Source organism: Frondihabitans sp. PAMC 28766, assembly GCF_001577365.1.
Taxonomy (GTDB): domain Bacteria; phylum Actinomycetota; class Actinomycetes; order Actinomycetales; family Microbacteriaceae; genus Frondihabitans.
On sequence record NZ_CP014513.1, the window covers coordinates 2,967,807 to 2,982,688 of the forward strand.

Annotated in this window: 14 protein-coding genes and 1 pseudogene; 2 read left to right on the forward strand and 13 right to left on the reverse strand. The window is 69.0% G+C overall.

Features of this window, described 5'->3' with window-relative positions; all coding sequences use genetic code 11:
* Positions 1 to 3: 3 nt before the first annotated feature.
* The 6 genes from ybeY to hrcA form a co-directional block, all read right to left on the reverse strand.
* Positions 4 to 465 (reverse strand): rRNA maturation RNase YbeY, encoded by a 462-nt coding sequence (ybeY, locus tag AX769_RS14180; protein ID WP_066280556.1) that lies wholly within the window; start codon positions 463 to 465, stop codon positions 4 to 6.
* Positions 462 to 1,451: a PhoH family protein gene (locus AX769_RS14185; protein WP_239452047.1), complete on the reverse strand. Its 990-nt coding sequence runs from the start codon at positions 1,449 to 1,451 to the stop codon at positions 462 to 464. The genes ybeY and AX769_RS14185 overlap by 4 nt, the downstream gene beginning before the upstream one ends.
* A gap of 85 nt (positions 1,452 to 1,536) precedes the next feature.
* Positions 1,537 to 1,917: an HIT domain-containing protein gene (locus AX769_RS14190; RefSeq protein ID WP_066280559.1), complete on the reverse strand. Its 381-nt coding sequence runs from the start codon at positions 1,915 to 1,917 to the stop codon at positions 1,537 to 1,539.
* 49 nt (positions 1,918 to 1,966) lie between these two features.
* Positions 1,967 to 2,698 (reverse strand): 16S rRNA (uracil(1498)-N(3))-methyltransferase, encoded by a 732-nt coding sequence (locus AX769_RS14195; RefSeq protein ID WP_066280561.1) that lies wholly within the window; start codon positions 2,696 to 2,698, stop codon positions 1,967 to 1,969.
* 2 nt (positions 2,699 to 2,700) lie between these two features.
* Positions 2,701 to 3,816 (reverse strand): molecular chaperone DnaJ, encoded by a 1,116-nt coding sequence (gene dnaJ / locus AX769_RS14200; protein WP_066280564.1) that lies wholly within the window; start codon positions 3,814 to 3,816, stop codon positions 2,701 to 2,703.
* Between the two features lie 91 nt (positions 3,817 to 3,907).
* Positions 3,908 to 4,927, reverse strand: a complete 1,020-nt coding sequence (hrcA, locus tag AX769_RS14205) for a heat-inducible transcriptional repressor HrcA (protein WP_066283728.1) — start codon at positions 4,925 to 4,927, stop codon at positions 3,908 to 3,910.
* A gap of 98 nt (positions 4,928 to 5,025) precedes the next feature.
* On the opposite strand from hrcA, the gene AX769_RS14210 reads away from it, so the two are divergent.
* Positions 5,026 to 5,382, forward strand: coding sequence for a DUF4870 domain-containing protein (locus AX769_RS14210; RefSeq protein WP_066280567.1), 357 nt, complete (start codon positions 5,026 to 5,028; stop codon positions 5,380 to 5,382).
* A 167-nt stretch (positions 5,383 to 5,549) separates the two neighbouring features.
* Here AX769_RS14210 and hemW read toward each other — a convergent pair whose 3' ends face one another.
* The 5 genes from hemW to AX769_RS14230 form a co-directional block, all read right to left on the reverse strand.
* Positions 5,550 to 6,776, reverse strand: coding sequence for a radical SAM family heme chaperone HemW (gene hemW / locus AX769_RS14215; protein WP_066280570.1), 1,227 nt, complete (start codon positions 6,774 to 6,776; stop codon positions 5,550 to 5,552).
* Positions 6,777 to 6,779: 3 nt separating this feature from the next.
* Entirely contained in the window at positions 6,780 to 7,430 is a 651-nt protein-coding gene (locus AX769_RS14220) for a DUF1990 family protein (protein ID WP_066280572.1), read from the reverse strand.
* Positions 7,431 to 7,591: 161 nt separating this feature from the next.
* A complete protein-coding gene (locus AX769_RS24745) occupies positions 7,592 to 7,750 on the reverse strand; it encodes a hypothetical protein (protein WP_204249217.1) in 159 nt (52 codons plus the stop codon).
* A gap of 67 nt (positions 7,751 to 7,817) precedes the next feature.
* The gene (lepA, locus tag AX769_RS14225) at positions 7,818 to 9,671 is read right to left on the reverse strand and encodes a translation elongation factor 4 (RefSeq protein ID WP_066280574.1); all 1,854 of its coding nucleotides are present in this window, start codon (positions 9,669 to 9,671) and stop codon (positions 7,818 to 7,820) included.
* Between the two features lie 49 nt (positions 9,672 to 9,720).
* Complete coding sequence (locus tag AX769_RS14230) at positions 9,721 to 10,878, reverse strand: pyridoxal phosphate-dependent aminotransferase (RefSeq protein WP_066280576.1); 1,158 nt, start codon at positions 10,876 to 10,878, stop codon at positions 9,721 to 9,723.
* A gap of 238 nt (positions 10,879 to 11,116) precedes the next feature.
* Between AX769_RS14230 and rpsT the strand changes: the two genes are divergently transcribed.
* Positions 11,117 to 11,377, forward strand: coding sequence for a 30S ribosomal protein S20 (gene rpsT, locus AX769_RS14235; protein ID WP_066280579.1), 261 nt, complete (start codon positions 11,117 to 11,119; stop codon positions 11,375 to 11,377).
* 206 nt (positions 11,378 to 11,583) lie between these two features.
* Here the strand turns inward: rpsT and holA are convergent, their stop codons facing one another.
* Both holA and AX769_RS26060 read right to left on the reverse strand, forming a co-directional pair.
* Positions 11,584 to 12,618 carry a DNA polymerase III subunit delta gene (gene holA / locus AX769_RS14240; protein WP_066280581.1) on the reverse strand — a complete coding sequence of 345 codons (1,035 nt, stop codon included), beginning with the start codon at positions 12,616 to 12,618 and terminating at the stop codon, positions 11,584 to 11,586.
* Positions 12,619 to 13,309: 691 nt separating this feature from the next.
* A pseudogene (locus tag AX769_RS26060) lies at positions 13,310 to 14,631 on the reverse strand (ComEC/Rec2 family competence protein); the annotation flags it as partial.
* Positions 14,632 to 14,882 lie beyond the last annotated feature (251 nt).

Consider the following 14,882-nt stretch of genomic DNA (forward strand, 5'->3'; position numbering starts at 1 on the left):
CGTCTACCGCGGCGAGTCGGTGGTCGCGAACGCGGCCAGAATTCGATCCTGGATGCCGAACATCTCGGCCTTCTCGTCGGGCTCGGCGTGGTCGAAGCCCAGCAGGTGCAGGATGCCGTGAGTCGTCAGCAACAGCATCTCGTCGAGGGCCGAGTGGCCTGCTGTGATCGCCTGGGCCGTCGCGACCTGGGGGCACAGCACGATGTCGCCGAGGAGGCCAGGCGGCGTCGGGTCTTCCTCGGTGCCGGGGCGCAGCTCGTCCATGGGGAAGCTCAGCACGTCGGTCGGCCCGGGCTCGTCCATCCACTGGACGTGCAGCTGCTCCATCGCGCCCTCGTCGACCAGCACGATCGCGAGCTCGGCCTCGGGGTGGACGTGCATCTGGTCGAGGGCGAAGGTCGCGAGACGCAGGATCATGGGCTCGTCGACCTCGATGCTCGACTCGTTGTTGATCTCGATGCTCACTTCGTCCCCTCCCCCGTGCGCCGCTCGGCCACTGCTCGCTCGTCGTCGCTGCGGCGAGCGGCCTGGCGCGCCAGCTTCTCGGCGTCGAACTTCGTGTAGGCGTCGACGATCTTCGCCACGAGCGTGTGACGTACGACGTCGTCGCTGGTGAGCCGGGCGAAGTGGATGTCGTCGATCCCGTCGAGCACGCGGGTGACGAGCTGGAGACCGCTCGCGCCGGTGGGGAGGTCGACCTGGGTGACGTCGCCGGTGACGACCATCTTCGAGCCGAAGCCCAGGCGGGTGAGGAACATCTTCATCTGCTCCGGCGTGGTGTTCTGCGCCTCGTCGAGAACGACGAACGCGTCGTTGAGCGTCCGGCCGCGCATGTACGCCAGCGGTGCGACTTCGACAGTGCCGGCGGCGAGCAGCTTGGGCACGATCTCCGGGTCCATCATCTCGTTGAGCGCGTCGTAGAGCGGCCGCAGGTAGGGATCGATCTTGTCGGTCAGCGTGCCGGGCAGGAAGCCGAGCTTCTCGCCCGCCTCCACGGCCGGGCGCGTCAAGATGATGCGCGTCACCTCGCGACGCTGCAGGGCCTGCACGGCCTTGGCCATGGCGAGATACGTCTTGCCGGTGCCGGCGGGGCCGATGCCGAAGACGATGGTGTTGTCGTCGATGGCCTCGACGTACTCTTTCTGGCCGAGCGTCTTGGCCCGGATGCTCTTGCCCTTGCTGCCGGTGAGGATCGACGTGCCGAACAGGTCGGCCGGGTGCCCCTGACCGCCCGAGAGGATGCGCCCCGTGGTCGCGACCTCGGCCGGGCCGACCTCGTGGCCCTGGCGAACCATGGTGATGAGCTCTTCGACGAGTTCACGCGCGCTCTCGACATCGGCGCGAGGCCCCTCGAGACCGACTTCGTTGCCGCGGACGAGCACCTGCACGGACGGGTGCTGCTTTTCGACCGCCCGCAGCAGACGGTCCTGCGGGCCGAGGAGCTGCACCATCGCGACCCCGTCGACGACGATCTCGGCTCGCGCGAAATCGCTCGGGTCGGCCGGGACTCCGGCGCTCGGGTTGTTGCTGGAGGTACTAGGCAAAAGAGCCTTCCTTGAGGTTCCCCGCCATGACATGGGCATGGACGTGGAAGACGGTCTGACCGACGGCTTCACCGGTGTTGAAGATCACACGGAATTCGCCCCGCGGGTAGTCCCCGAAGAGCTCCGGGTCGTGGCTGAGGGCATTCGCCGTGGCCACGATGTCTGCGAGAAGCGCGGGGTTGCCGGCAGCCAACTCGACGACGTTCGCATACTGCGGGTCTTTCGGCACGACGAGCAGGTGTACCGGCGCTTTGGGCGCGATGTCGCGGAAGGCGATGACAGTGTCGGTCTCGTGGACGATCGTCGCGGGAATCTCACGATCGATGATCCGCGTGAAGATCGACGGCTCAGTGCCGGAGGGCTCGGTGCTCATGCGTTCATCGTAACCGGGGCCGCCGACGCTCGGCCCGCCTCTCGCACGATCACCAGCGGCCCAGCCTGACACTCAGCACGGCGATCGCCGCGGGCCCGGCAGTGGAGGTGCGCAGCACCGAGTCGCCGAGGCGCACCGCGTGCGCACCCGCGCCGGCGAACTGCTCGAGCTCGTGCGGAGTGAGGCCGCCCTCGGGGCCGACCACGATCACCACGTCGAAGTCGTCGCCGATCGCGACCTCGGCCAGCGACTCAGAGGCCGTGGGCTCGAGCACCAGCACCACGTCGGATCCTGCGCGCCTCACCAGACCGTCGGTCGAGGAGACGTCGCTCACGACGGGCTGCCACGGTCGGATCGACTGTTTTGTGGCCTCGCGCACGACGGCGCGCCACCGAGCGAGGCCCTTGGCGACCTTCGGGCCCTCCCACCGCGAGATGCTGCGCCCGGCCGCCCACGGCACGACCTCGTCGACACCGAGCTCGGTCGCGGCCTGGACCGCGAGCTCGTCGCGGTCGCCCTTGGCCAGCGCCTGCGCCAGCACGAGTCGGCGCGAAGGCGCAGGATGCCACGTGACCGCTTCGGCGCGGATCACCAGCCGGTCGCCGCTCGCCTCCGTCACCGTGCCCTCGACGACGAGCCCCTGCCCGTTGCCCACCCGCAGACTCTCGCCGGGGCGGACCCGGCTGACGGTCACCGCGTGCCGGGCCTCTGGCCCGGTCACGACGACATCGGCGCCGACCGACGTCGTGTGCAACTCTTCGACGAGGTAGAAGTGCGCCACGATCAGAAGTTGAGGAACCGGTCGCGCAGCTTGCCGAAGAGCCCCTGCTGGAACTGCGAGAGCTGGGGCTTGTCGTTCTTGCGGCCCGACGCGAACTTCTCGATCAGCTCGCGCTCTTTGTGGCTCAGCTTGACCGGCGTCACGACCTGCACGCCGATCTTGAGGTCGCCGCGACCCGAGCCGCGGAGGCGCGTGACACCGCGGTCTTTGATCGTGATGACGTCGGCCGACTGGGTGCCCGGCTTCACCTCGACCTCGATGTCGCCGTCGAGCGCCTCGATGCGGGTCGAGGTGCCGAGGATCGCGTCGGCCATCTGCACCTCGAGGGTCGCGAGCAGGTCGTCGCCGTTGCGGCTGTAGACGTCGTGGTGCTTGACCTTGACCTCGAGGTAGAGGTCGCCGTTGGGGCCGCCGGCGGGGCCGACCTCGCCCTGGCCGGGCATCTGCAGGCGGATGCCGGTGTCGACGCCCGCGGGGATGTCGACGGGGATCGCGCGGCGCGCGCGGACGCGGCCCTGGCCTTGGCAGGTGGGGCACGGGTGTGGGATGACGGTGCCGTAGCCGCGGCAGGTGCCACAGGGGCTCGAGGTCATCACGTTGCCGAGCAGCGAGCGCACCGTGCGCTGGATCTGGCCCGAGCCGTGGCAGATGTCGCAGGTCTGCGGGCTGGTGCCCGGGGCGCAGCACGAGCCGTTGCAGGTGTCGCAGAGGACGGCCGTGTCGACCTCGATGTCGCGCTGCACGCCGAAGACGATGTCGTCGAGCTCGACCTCGAGGCGCAAAAGGGCGTCCTGGCCACGTTCGCGTCGCGACCGGGGCCCCTGACGCTGCTGTTGGCCGCCGCCGAAGAACGCGTCGAAGATGTCGCCGAAGCCGGCTGCGCCGCCGCCCCCGCCCCCTCCGCCGAATCCTGGCATCGGGCCGCGGTCGTACTGCTGGCGCTGCTGCGGGTCGCTGAGTACGTCGTACGCGTGAGTGACCTCTTTGAAGCGCTCGGAAGCGCTCGGGCTCGGGTTCACGTCTGGGTGGAGCTCGCGCGCGAGCTTCCGGTACGCCTTCTTGATCTCCTCCGGTGTCGCGTTGCGGTCGACTCCGAGGACGTCGTAGTGATCTGCCACTTGTCTCCGTTTTGCTGCTTGATTTCGTGTCGTCTCGGATCCTGTCGTGTCGAAGGATCCAGGTCTGTGGGCGGGCTGTGCGCCCAGGGAATCAGTGGTCGCCGAGAAGCCCGCTCAGGTAGCGGGCCACCGCGCGGACGGCCGCCATGTTGGTCGAGTAGTCCATGCGTGTCGGCCCCAGCACGCCGAGGCGGGCCATTTCGGCGCCTGCCGTGTAGCCGCTCGCGAGCACCGAGGTCTGGGCGAGGCCGAACGAGGCGTTCTCGCGGCCGATGCTGGCGACGACGTCGACCGCGTCGGAGCGCATCTCGCTGAAGAGGCGCAGCAGGGTGACCTGCTCTTCGATGGCCTCGAGCACGGGGAAGAGGTTGCCGCTGAAGTCGTCTTCGGTGAGCACCAGGTTGGCGGCGCCGGCCATGACCAGCTTCTCGGGGCGGCCCGCCGCGACCTCCTCGACCAGAGCGCGGGTCACCTGGCGGACGAGAGCCGCGCGGTCGGGATGGAACAGATCGGGCAGCGTCGTCAGCAGGGTCGCCGCTTCGGCTAATCGCTTGCCGCCGACGAGGGCGTTGACCTTGGCCCGCAGCTCGCCGAGGAAGGCCTCGTCGATGCCGGGGCGGACATCGAGCGTGCGCTGCTCGACGTGGCCGGCGTCGGTGATCAGCACTGTCATCACGCGCGTCTCGCTGAGGCGGACGAACTCGACGTGACGGACGGACGCGTGCGAGAACGTTGGGTATTGCACCAGGGCGACCTGGTTGGTCAACTGCGAGAGCAGCCGCACCGTGCGCGAGAGCACTTCGTCGAGGTCGGAGGAGTTGCCGAGGAAGGTCTCGATGGCCGTGCGCTGCGCTGCCGTCAGCGGGCGGAGGTCGGCGAGCTGGTTGACGAAGAGACGGTAGCCCTTGTCGGTCGGCACCCGGCCCGACGACGTGTGCGGGGCGGCGATCAGCTCTTCTTCTTCGAGGAGGGCCATGTCGTTGCGGATCGTGGCGGCGGAGACACCGAACTGGTGGCGGTCGACGATCGACTTCGAGCCGACCGGTTCGCGCGACTCGACGTAGTCGTGCACGATGACGCGGAGAACTTCGAGACCCCGTTCGCTGACCACCTGCACCTCCTGCTGGCACTCCATTAGCAAGACTGCCAATGGTACTCCACGCCCGCTGTTCGACCGTGTCGCGACCTCGGCGCACCTAGGCTCATCGCATGACCGGTGACTACAACCCGCAGCCACTCCGCCCTGATCAAGAGCGCCTCTGGGCCACGCTGACCCACGTCGGCGGTATCTTCTTCGGCTTCCTCGCGCCTCTCGTCGGCTACTTCGTGCTGCGCGACCGCGGCCCGTTCATCAAAGAGCACACGCGCGTCGCCCTGAACTTCCAGCTCACCATGCTGATCGGGCACTTCCTCGGTGTGGTGCTGCTGGCGGTGCCCTTCCTCGGTAACTTCGTCACGTTCGCCGTCTTCGTCATCACGATCATCTTCTCGATCGTCGCCGCCCTTGCCGCCCGCCGTGGCCAGTACTACCGCTACCCGCTCTCGATCGAGTTCGTCAAGAACTGATCCCCGTTCCGTTTTACCTATGGCTGAGCGTTTGCCGCACAGAAACTTCTGCGTGGCAGGGCCGCACCTATAGGTAGAACGGCCCCCCGTTTTACCTATGGGTGAGCGATTGGCGCATAGAAGTTTTTGTGCGGCAGGGCCGCACCTATAGGTGAAACGGGACGGGGTCAGTCGCCGAGGAGGCGACGCACCACGGCGTCGGCCAGGAGGCGCCCGCGCAGGGTGAGGCGCAGCGCCCCGGCCAGCGCCTGGCGCCCGTCGATCAGATCGTCGGCGATGAGGCCGGCCACAGCTGCCCGGCCGGTCGCGTCGAGCGACGCGACCGCGAGCTCGTCACGGACACGAACGGCCAGCAGGATCCGCTCGGTCTCGCGGGTCTCGGAGTCGAGCGTCTCGCGCCCGGCAGCAGGCGATACGCCCTCCGCGATTCGCGCGGCATACGCCGCGGGGTGCTTCACGTTCCACCAGCGCACTCCGCCGACGTGACTGTGTGCGCCCGGGCCCACGCCCCACCAGTCGTGCCCCTGCCAGTAAGCGAGGTTGTGTCGGCTCGCATGGGCGGAACCCCGGGCCCAGTTGCTGACCTCGTACCACTCGTAGCCGGCGGCGGTGAGGCGTGCATCTGCCAACTCGTACATGTCGGCCGCGGTGTCGTCGTCGGGCTGGGCCACCTCGCCGCGGCGAATCTGTCGGGCGAGCTTCGTGCCGTCTTCGACGATCAGCGAGTACGCCGACAGGTGGTCGGGCTGCTGCTCGAGGGCTTGGTCGAGCGAGCGCTCCCAGTCGTCGAGAGACTCCCCGGGCGTGCCGTAGATCAGGTCGAGGCTGACGTCGAGCCCGGCGTCACGGGCCCAGGCGACGACGAGCGGGATCCGCGCCGGGTCGTGGGTGCGCTCGAGCGTGGCGAGAACGTGAGGGACGGCCGACTGCATGCCGAAGCTGACCCGCGTGAATCCTGCCGCCTTCAACTCGCGGAGGTACGTCTCGTCCACGGAGTCGGGGTTGGCCTCGGTCGTGACCTCGGCGCCCGCCGTCAGGCCCCACGTGTCGCGGATAGCGTGGAACATGCTCGCGAGGTCGCTCGACGGGAGCATGGTGGGCGTGCCTCCGCCGAAGAACACGGTGGAGACTTCGCGCTCGGGGAGGGCGGCGGCGGCAAGGATACTGCCCGCCTGACCGACCTCGGCGATCGCCTGCGAGGCGTAGTCGCTGCGCTTCGCCCCGCGCAGCTCGTCGCTCGTGTAGGTGTTGAAGTCGCAGTAGCCGCAGCGGACGCGGCAGAACGGCACGTGCAGGTACACGCCGAAATTGCGCTGGTCCACGCCGTCGCGGACGCTGTCGGGCAGGAGGCCGTCCGCAGGCGCCGGGTCGGCGAGGGGCAGGGTGCTGGGCACGCCTTAGTCGCCCACCAGCACGCGGAGGTAGCGCTGCGTGTACTTGTTCTGCTGCACGCGCAGCAGGGGGGCGACGAGCTTCCACTTGAACGAGGCCGGCTTCGAGAACGCGCGGACCGTCAGCCACACCGAGCCGTCGTCGGTCTGGTCGATCACCCAACTCTCTTCGCCGCTCTCGGGGTGCCCCTCGAGGGTGCCGTAGGCGAAGCCCTTGCGCGTCGGCTCGTCGATCACGTAGACCACGCGCACGGGCGCCTCGACGTGGCGGCCGTAGGCCTTCATCTGCAGCGTCGCCGTCGTGCCGGCCGTGAGGAACGGCTCGCCCTCGGGCGAGAAATGCGATTCGCCGTCGGGGGCGGCGTAGTCGGCAGGATCCAGCGGGTTGCCCTCGTCGTCGAAGGTGACGGGCGTGTAGGCGCCCTCGTCGAGCGTCGGCACCTCGTCGACGCGCACGTCGATGCCGCTGCGCTCTTGCACCTTCCAGGTCATGATGGCCGACCAGGCCGCCTCGAAACGGGCGTCGCCGTGGCCGATGCGGGTGCGGTACTCGACGGGGCGGAAGCCCTGCGGCGGGTACTGCAGGAGGTCGGGGGCCTGCGTCGCTCCGACCTGCCCGTAGGTGGTCTGGGTATCAGTGTGGGTCTGTCGGCGCATCCGTCGATTCTAGCCGCGCCTCGTGCGCAGGTCGGCGGCGCGGTGCCGCGAGACTGGACGAGCCCCGGATGCTTAAACGCCGAGTGGGCGAGAACGCACCATCTCGGAGAGATGGACATGCATTCTCGCCCACTCGATGGAGGACGGAGGTGGTTGGAGTGCTAGACGCGGCTTCGGACGGCGCGGACGATCCAGCCGATGATGGCGATGACCACGATGATTAAGCCGATCCACAGCAGGAAGTGCAGTGCGGCGCCGATGAAGCTGATGCCGAACAGGATGATGCCGACGATGAGGACGATGATGAGAAGAGGAACCATGTGCTCAGCTTGCTCCCAGGCACGGCTCGCCGCTCGTTTTGTACCCCGGCCTGTAAACCTAGCCGAGCTACTTGGCCTTCTTCGCCGCCTCGGTGTCGCCTGAGAGCGCGGCGATGAACGCCTCCTGGGGCACGTCGACGCGACCGATGGTCTTCATGCGCTTCTTGCCTTCCTTCTGCTTTTCGAGCAGCTTGCGCTTGCGCGTGATGTCGCCGCCGTAGCATTTGGCGAGCACGTCTTTGCGCATCGCACGGATCGACTCGCGGGCGATGATCCTGGCCCCGATGGCGGCCTGGATCGGCACCTCGAACTGCTGGCGCGGAATGAGCTCGCGGAGGCGACCGGTCATCAGCACGCCGTACGCGTAGGCCTTGTCGCGGTGCACGATCGTCGAGAACGCGTCGACCTGCTCGCCCTGCAGGAGAATGTCGACCTTGACCAGGTCGGCATCCTGCTCGCCGCTCGGTTCGTAATCGAGCGAGGCGTAGCCCTGCGTCTTGCTCTTCAGCTGGTCGAAGAAGTCGAACACGATCTCGCCGAGCGGCATGTTGTAACGCAACTCGACGCGGTCCTCGCCGAGGTACTCCATGCCGAGGAGGGTGCCGCGGCGGCCCTGGCACAGCTCCATGATGACGCCGACGTAGTCTTTCGGCGCCAGGATCGCGGCCTTGACCATGGGCTCGGCCACCGAGGTGATCTTGCCGTCGGGGAACTCGGACGGGTTGGTGACCGTGACGGTCTTCTTGTCTTCGGTGGTGACCTCGTAGATGACGCTGGGCGCCGTCGTGATGAGGTCGAGGTTGAACTCGCGTTCGAGGCGCTCGGTGATGATCTCGAGGTGCAGGAGGCCGAGGAACCCGCAGCGGAAGCCGAAGCCGAGCGCGACCGATGTCTCGGGTTCGTAGACCAGCGCGGCGTCGGACAGCTTGAGCTTGTCGAGGGCCTCGCGGAGGATCGGGTAGTCGCTGCCGTCGATCGGGTAGAGACCCGAGAAGACCATGGGCAGCGGCTCGGTGTAGCCCGGCAGGGCGTCGGTCGCGGGCTTCGCCGCGCTCGTGACGGTGTCGCCGACCTTCGACTGTCGCACGTCTTTCACGCCCGTGATGAGGTAGCCGACCTCGCCGACGCCGAGCCCCTTCGACACGGTCGGCTCAGGAGACGAGACGCCGATCTCGAGGATGTCGTGGATGGCCTTCGTCGACATCATCTGGATCTTCTCGCGCGGCGCGAGGGTGCCGTCGATCATGCGCACGTAGGTGATCACGCCGCGATAGCTGTCATAGACCGAGTCGAAGATCATGGCGCGAGCCGGAGCGTCTTTGACCCCCTTCGGCGCGGGGATGCGGTTGACGACGACGTCGAGCAGCTCTTGAACACCGACGCCGGTCTTGCCGCTGACGCGCAGGACGTCCTCGGGCCTGCCGCCGATCAGCTGGGCCAGCTCGGCCGCGTATTTGTCGGGGTCGGCCGCGGGCAGGTCGATCTTGTTCAGCACCGGAATGATCTCGAGGTCGTTCTCGAGGGCTAGATAGAGGTTGGCGAGGGTCTGGGCCTCGATGCCCTGCGCGGCGTCGACGAGCAGGATTGCCCCCTCGCAGGCGGCCAGCGAGCGGGAGACCTCGTAGCTGAAGTCGACGTGGCCGGGGGTGTCGATCATGTTGAGCGCGTACGTCTGCCCATCGACCTCCCACGGCATGCGCACGGCCTGGCTCTTGATCGTGATGCCGCGCTCGCGCTCGATGTCCATCCGGTCGAGGTACTGCGCGCGCATGGCGCGGTCTTCGACGATGCCGGTGATGCCGAGCATCCTGTCGGCGAGCGTCGACTTGCCGTGGTCGATGTGCGCGATGATGCAGAAGTTGCGGATGCGCTCGGGCGCGGTCGAGGCCGGCTCGAGGGCGGTGGCGGCTTTGGGGCTCACGAAGTCTTTCGGGGGTCGGCGGGCGGTTCTGGCAATTCTCCCATGCCCACTACGCGGCAGGAACCGCCTGTGGAGAAGGCAGGGCGGAGATTCCGCGGGTCAGCGTCTCGGGAGACGCCGCGAGGCAGATCCTGATCCAGCCCTCGCCGGTGCGGCCGAAGGCGCTGCCCGGCGCGACGGCCACCCGCTTCTCGAGGAGGAAATCCTCGGCCCAGGAGGCGACGTCGCCGTTCGCCGCGTGACTCACGTCGATCCAGAGATAGAAGGCACCCCGCGGGTCGAGGTAGTCGATCCCCCGTGCCTCGAGCAGCTCGCGTGCCAGCCGGAGGTTCGACGCGTAGTGCTCGCGCGCATCCGCCACCGGCTGGTTGTCGCCCGTGACCGCCGCGAGGGCCGCGAACTGGTCGGGCTCGGCGACGCAGCTGATCTGCGCCTCCTGCACCGTGCGCATCGTCTCGGCCATGCCCTTCGGCGTCACGAGGTAGCCGACGCGGACGCCCGTCATCGCGTAGGTCTTGCTCAGTGAGAAGACGCTGAAGACGCGGTCGTCGTCGTCCAGGGAGGCGAGGCTCACGTGCTTCTCGTCGTAGGTGAAGTACTCGTAGACCTCGTCGCTGATCACCCAGAGGTCGTGCTGTTTCGCGAACGAGAGCAGGCGTCGCAGCACCGTCTCGTCGAAGACCCGGCCGAGCGGGTTCGACGGCGAGTTGACGATGATGGCGCGGGTCTTGTCCGTGACGAGGCCGGCGAGCTCGTCGAAGTCGGGCAAGAAGTCGTGGCTGGGCTTCAGCGAGTACGGCACCGGGTTCGCGTCGAGCATGCGGGCGTTCATCGTGAAGGTCGTGTAGCCGGGATCGGGCACCAGCACGTCGTCTCCTGCGGCCAGGAGCAACCCCATGCACTGGTGCAGGGCCTGTGTCGCGCCGATCGTGACCCAGACCTGCTCGAGGTCGACGAGCACGTCGTTCTCGCGGGCGAGCTTGGCGACCAGCGCCTCGCGCAGCGGCGTGATGCCGCCGTTCGGTGTGTAATTCGTCTTGTCGTCGGCCCACGCGCGGCGGGCGGCGTCGATGACGTGGTGAGCGACGGGCACGTCAGGCTCCCCCACCACGAGCATCGCGACATCGTCGAGCTTCATCGCGATCTCGAACACGCGGCGGATGCCGCTGCCCGGCACGGAAGGGATGTGCGGGGCGAGCTGAGGCATGTGACGATCTTAACTAGAGGCCGCGACTCGCCGGCGCTTGACAGAGGGGCCGCGACTCGCCCGCGCCCGTCGATTGAGTCTCTGCGGGGCTCCTGGTAGTGTGGACCCTTGGCTTCCGCTGCCGCTTCCCCGCTGCGCAGCGAATCGCAGCCATCGTTCGCTCTAGCGACCGGGTCTTCCCTCTAAAGACCTGTTCGGCTGCGATCATCACAACTACTCACGAAAAGGGCTCACCACAGTGGCAAACATCAAGTCGCAGATCAAGCGCATCGGCACCAACAAGAAGGCGACCGAGCGCAACAAGGCTGTCAAGAGCGAGCTCAAGACGGCCATCCGTCGCACGCACACCGCCATCACGGCCGGTGACAAGGCTGCCGCGACCAGCGCTCTGCTCGTCGCGTCGAAGAAGCTCGACAAGGCCGTCAGCAAGGGTGTCATCCACCAGAACCAGGCCGCCAACCGCAAGTCGTCGATCGCCAAGCAGGTCAGCGCTCTCTAGGTCAGTACCCGTAGGCCGGCGCCCTCTGGGCGTTTCGCTTCGTTTCGCTCGAAGGCCCCGCTCCCCCAGGGAGGCGGGGCCTTCGCCGTTCTCGGCCGCGCCCGCCCTTACCTTTTCGGCCTGTACTGACCCCCGAGACGATCAGGACGCGCCGAAAAGGTAAGGCTGGCGCGGAAAGCGCGGGGCCGGACGGGGCCAGCGCGGCGTCAGAGCGGGCGGCCCCGCTGGCTGATGAGCGTGACGACGCGCTCGAGCGCGTAGACGGGGTCGCGCTCGGCACCCTTCACCGCCGCATCGGTCGTGGCGAGCAGATCGATCGTGTTGCCGAGCCCCTCGTCCGTCCAGCCCTGCAGGTCGCGCTTGGCGCGGTCGATCTGCCACGGGGCGAGCCCCAGCTGCGACGCGAGCTGGCCGGCCGAGCCGCGCGCGCCGCTGACCTTGGCCATGGTGCGCACCTTGCTGGCGAACGCCGCCACGATCGGCACGGGGTCGGCCCCGGAGGCGAGGGCGTGGCGCAGCAGGATGAGGGCCTCGCCCTGGCGCCCGGCGATGGCGGCGTCGGCGACCTTGAAGGCATTCGTCTCGACGCGCCCCGAGTAGTACTTCTCGACGGTCGCCTCGGTGATCTCGGTGGCGGCGTCGGCGAGCAGCTGCTGGCAGGCGCTCGCGAGCTCGGCGAGGTCGTCTTGGAACGCCTGCACGAGGGCCCGGAGTGCGCCGGCGCTGACGCGTCGCCCCTCGGCTGCGAATTCGGCGGCGGCGAACTCGAGCTTCTCGGTGTCCTTCTTGAGCTCGGCGCAGACCACCTCGATGCCCGAGCCGAGGCCGGCACGCAGCGCGTCGAGTAGCTTCTTGCCGCGCACGCCGCCGCCGTGCCGCAGCACGAGGTAAGTGTCCTCGGCGGGGGCCGCGAGGTAGTCGAGCGTCTCGGTGAGGAAGGCGTCGGTACACTTCTCGACGTTCGTCACCCGGATCAGACGCGGCTCGGCGAAGAGCGACGGGCTTGCGAGCGTGATCAGCTCGCCCGGGGCGTAGTGGTCGGCCTCGAGATCGTTGACCTCGAGGCTGGGGTCTTCGGCGGTGAGCTGGTCGCGCAGCTGACGGACGGCGCGGTCGGCCAGGAACTGCTCGGGGCCCGAGACGAGGATGACCTGCGCCGGCCGGATGCGATCCCACGAGACCTGGTCGATGGCCACCCGTGCCTTGGTCGCGGGGCCGCGACTGGATGCCCTGGCAGCCATGATCCTCCTCCGGCGACCGCGCACACGGCCGCCCCGGAGCAAGCCTAGAGGCAGCTGCCGACACCGATGCCCGCCCCGCAGCGCTCGCGCGCGCCCCCGACTGCCACACGTCGATCCGCGACTCCCCCTCGCCCGGTTCGGTCGAGAGCGCCACTGTCCCGTCGCGGTCCGACCGCAACACGCGAGACCCCGTTCGCTCGAGCAGACGGATCGTCTGCTCTGTCGGGTGCCCGTAGGGGTTGCCCGCCCCCACACCGATCAGCGCCACTCGAGCGCGCACGGCCTCGTAGAGCGCCGGGCTCTGGTCGCGCGACCCGTGGTGCGAGACCTTGACGACGTCGACCGGCCCGAGGTCGGTGCGACCCTGCAGCCGCCGCTGCTCGGTCTCGCCGAGATCGCCGAGCATGAGCGCCGTCAAGCACCGGGCGCAGGATGCCGCGGGGCCGACCCTCAGCACCACGCTCGCCTCGTTGCCGGGCCGCGCCCCCTCGGGTGGCCACAGCGCGTCCAGAGCGAGCTCGCCGAGCGGCACCCTCAGCCCCGGCTCGGCGCGCACCACGTGCCGGGCCCCCAGCTCGCGGACGAGTCTCTCGTCGGCTGCCCCGTCGGTCGGGCCCACCACCAGTCTGTCGACCCGGCCGCGGAGCAGCGGAGCCGCGCCCACGTGATCCTTGTCGAAGTGAGTGAGCACGACCACGTCGAGACGATCGACGCCGGTGAGCTGCAGGCATCGGTCGAGGAGGCTCTCGTCGTCGCCGGTGTCGACCAGGGCCGTCTGGCCCTCGGACCGCAGCAGGACGGCGTCGCCCTGCCCCACGTCGCACTGGGCCATCCGCCACTCGGCCGGGAAGGAGAGTCGGCTGCCCACCTCGCGCCCGGCGATGACCGACGTCAACGGCAGGGCGACGACGAGAAGACCCGCAACGGCTACCCGTCGGCTGCGGCGGTACGGGATGGTCAGCACGACTGCGCCGACGAGTACCGTCAACAGGGCCGCCAGGAGAATCGCCGGAGCGTTGGCACCCCAGTCGATCCGGCCCGACGGCAGGCGTGACGTGAAGCGGGCGACGGCGGCGATCCAGGTGGCGGGGAGCCAGGCCAACGCGGCGACGGCGGTGGCGGCGGGTGGACACACCACCGAAAGGAGGCACGCGACGAGCCCGAGCACGGTGGCCACGGGCGCGGCCGGCTCGGCCAGCAGGTTGGCGACGACGCCGACGACGGGCACGCCCGGGTCGAGGAGGAGCAGCAGCGGCTGACAGGCGAGCTGCGCCGACAGCGGCACCGCCAACGCCAGCGCAAGCCCCTCGGGCATCACGCGGGTGAGGAGCGTTGCGAGCGGACCAGCGAGGACGACGAGGCCGGTCGTTGCGAGCACGAGAGCGCGAAGGCGAACGAGCGGGCGAGCCAGGGGTCGAACAGCAACATCGCGACGACGGCGAGCGAGACGAGCGGCAGGGCGCGAACGGGCCGGCCGAGAGCCGCGAGCACCAGGGCGACGAAGGCCATGACGGATGCACGAAGCACGCTGGGCTCGGGTGTGACCAGCACGACGAACCCGATGAGCAAAGCGCCGGCGGCACCCAGGCGAGGTAGGCGCGGAATACGGAGGAGCGCGCCGACGACCAGCACGGCAGCGACGACGACGGCGCAGTTGGCGCCCGAGACGGCGGTGAGGTGGCTGAGGCCGGCCGACGTCATCTCGCCGTCCAGGGTGCCGCCGACGGCCGAGGTGTCGCCCACGCTCAATCCCGGCAGGAGTGCGGCACCGTCTCCGGGCAGCGTGCTCGCGACGCGCACGAACGCTGCCCGAAGGGTCGCCGCCGCGCCGTCGAGCCCTCCGGCTCGCGACTCGATCGCCACGGGCCCCGAGGCTGTCATGAACGCTGCGAGGTCACCGCCGGCATCGGCCGCCGAGAGCGCCCCGTCGACCCGAACCCGATCGTGAATGCGGGGCAGCTCGGAGGCCTGCCCGACGGGCTGCGCGTCGAGCCCGGTCACGAGCACGGGCATCCGCACCTCAGTGGTCCCGCCCCGAGCAGTCACCTGGGTCACCAGGATGCGAAGCAGCCCCGCGCCTCGATCGGGCGCCGCCGTCACCGTCCCCACGACACTCGCCGTGGCGCGGTGCTCGAGCAGCCCCGGGGTGCGGTGCGGGGCCGTGAGGGTGGCCACGACGGTGACCGCCGACGCGGCCACCAGTGCGAGGGCAGCGACGGAGAGAGCGGAGACGAGCCGGCGGCGCCACCGTCGCCGCTGACCGA

Coding starts and splice junctions, on each gene's coding strand:
- AX769_RS14210 (WP_066280567.1), top strand. CDS start 5,026: ATGACCGGTGACTACAACCCGCAGCCACTCCGCCCTGATCAAGAGCGC.
- AX769_RS14190 (WP_066280559.1), bottom strand. CDS start 1,917: ATGAGCACCGAGCCCTCCGGCACTGAGCCGTCGATCTTCACGCGGATC.
- AX769_RS14230 (WP_066280576.1), bottom strand. CDS start 10,878: ATGCCTCAGCTCGCCCCGCACATCCCTTCCGTGCCGGGCAGCGGCATC.
- holA (WP_066280581.1), bottom strand. CDS start 12,618: ATGGCTGCCAGGGCATCCAGTCGCGGCCCCGCGACCAAGGCACGGGTG.
- AX769_RS24745 (WP_204249217.1), bottom strand. CDS start 7,750: ATGGTTCCTCTTCTCATCATCGTCCTCATCGTCGGCATCATCCTGTTC.
- AX769_RS14185 (WP_239452047.1), bottom strand. CDS start 1,451: ATGGTGCAGCTCCTCGGCCCGCAGGACCGTCTGCTGCGGGCGGTCGAA.
- AX769_RS14220 (WP_066280572.1), bottom strand. CDS start 7,430: ATGCGCCGACAGACCCACACTGATACCCAGACCACCTACGGGCAGGTC.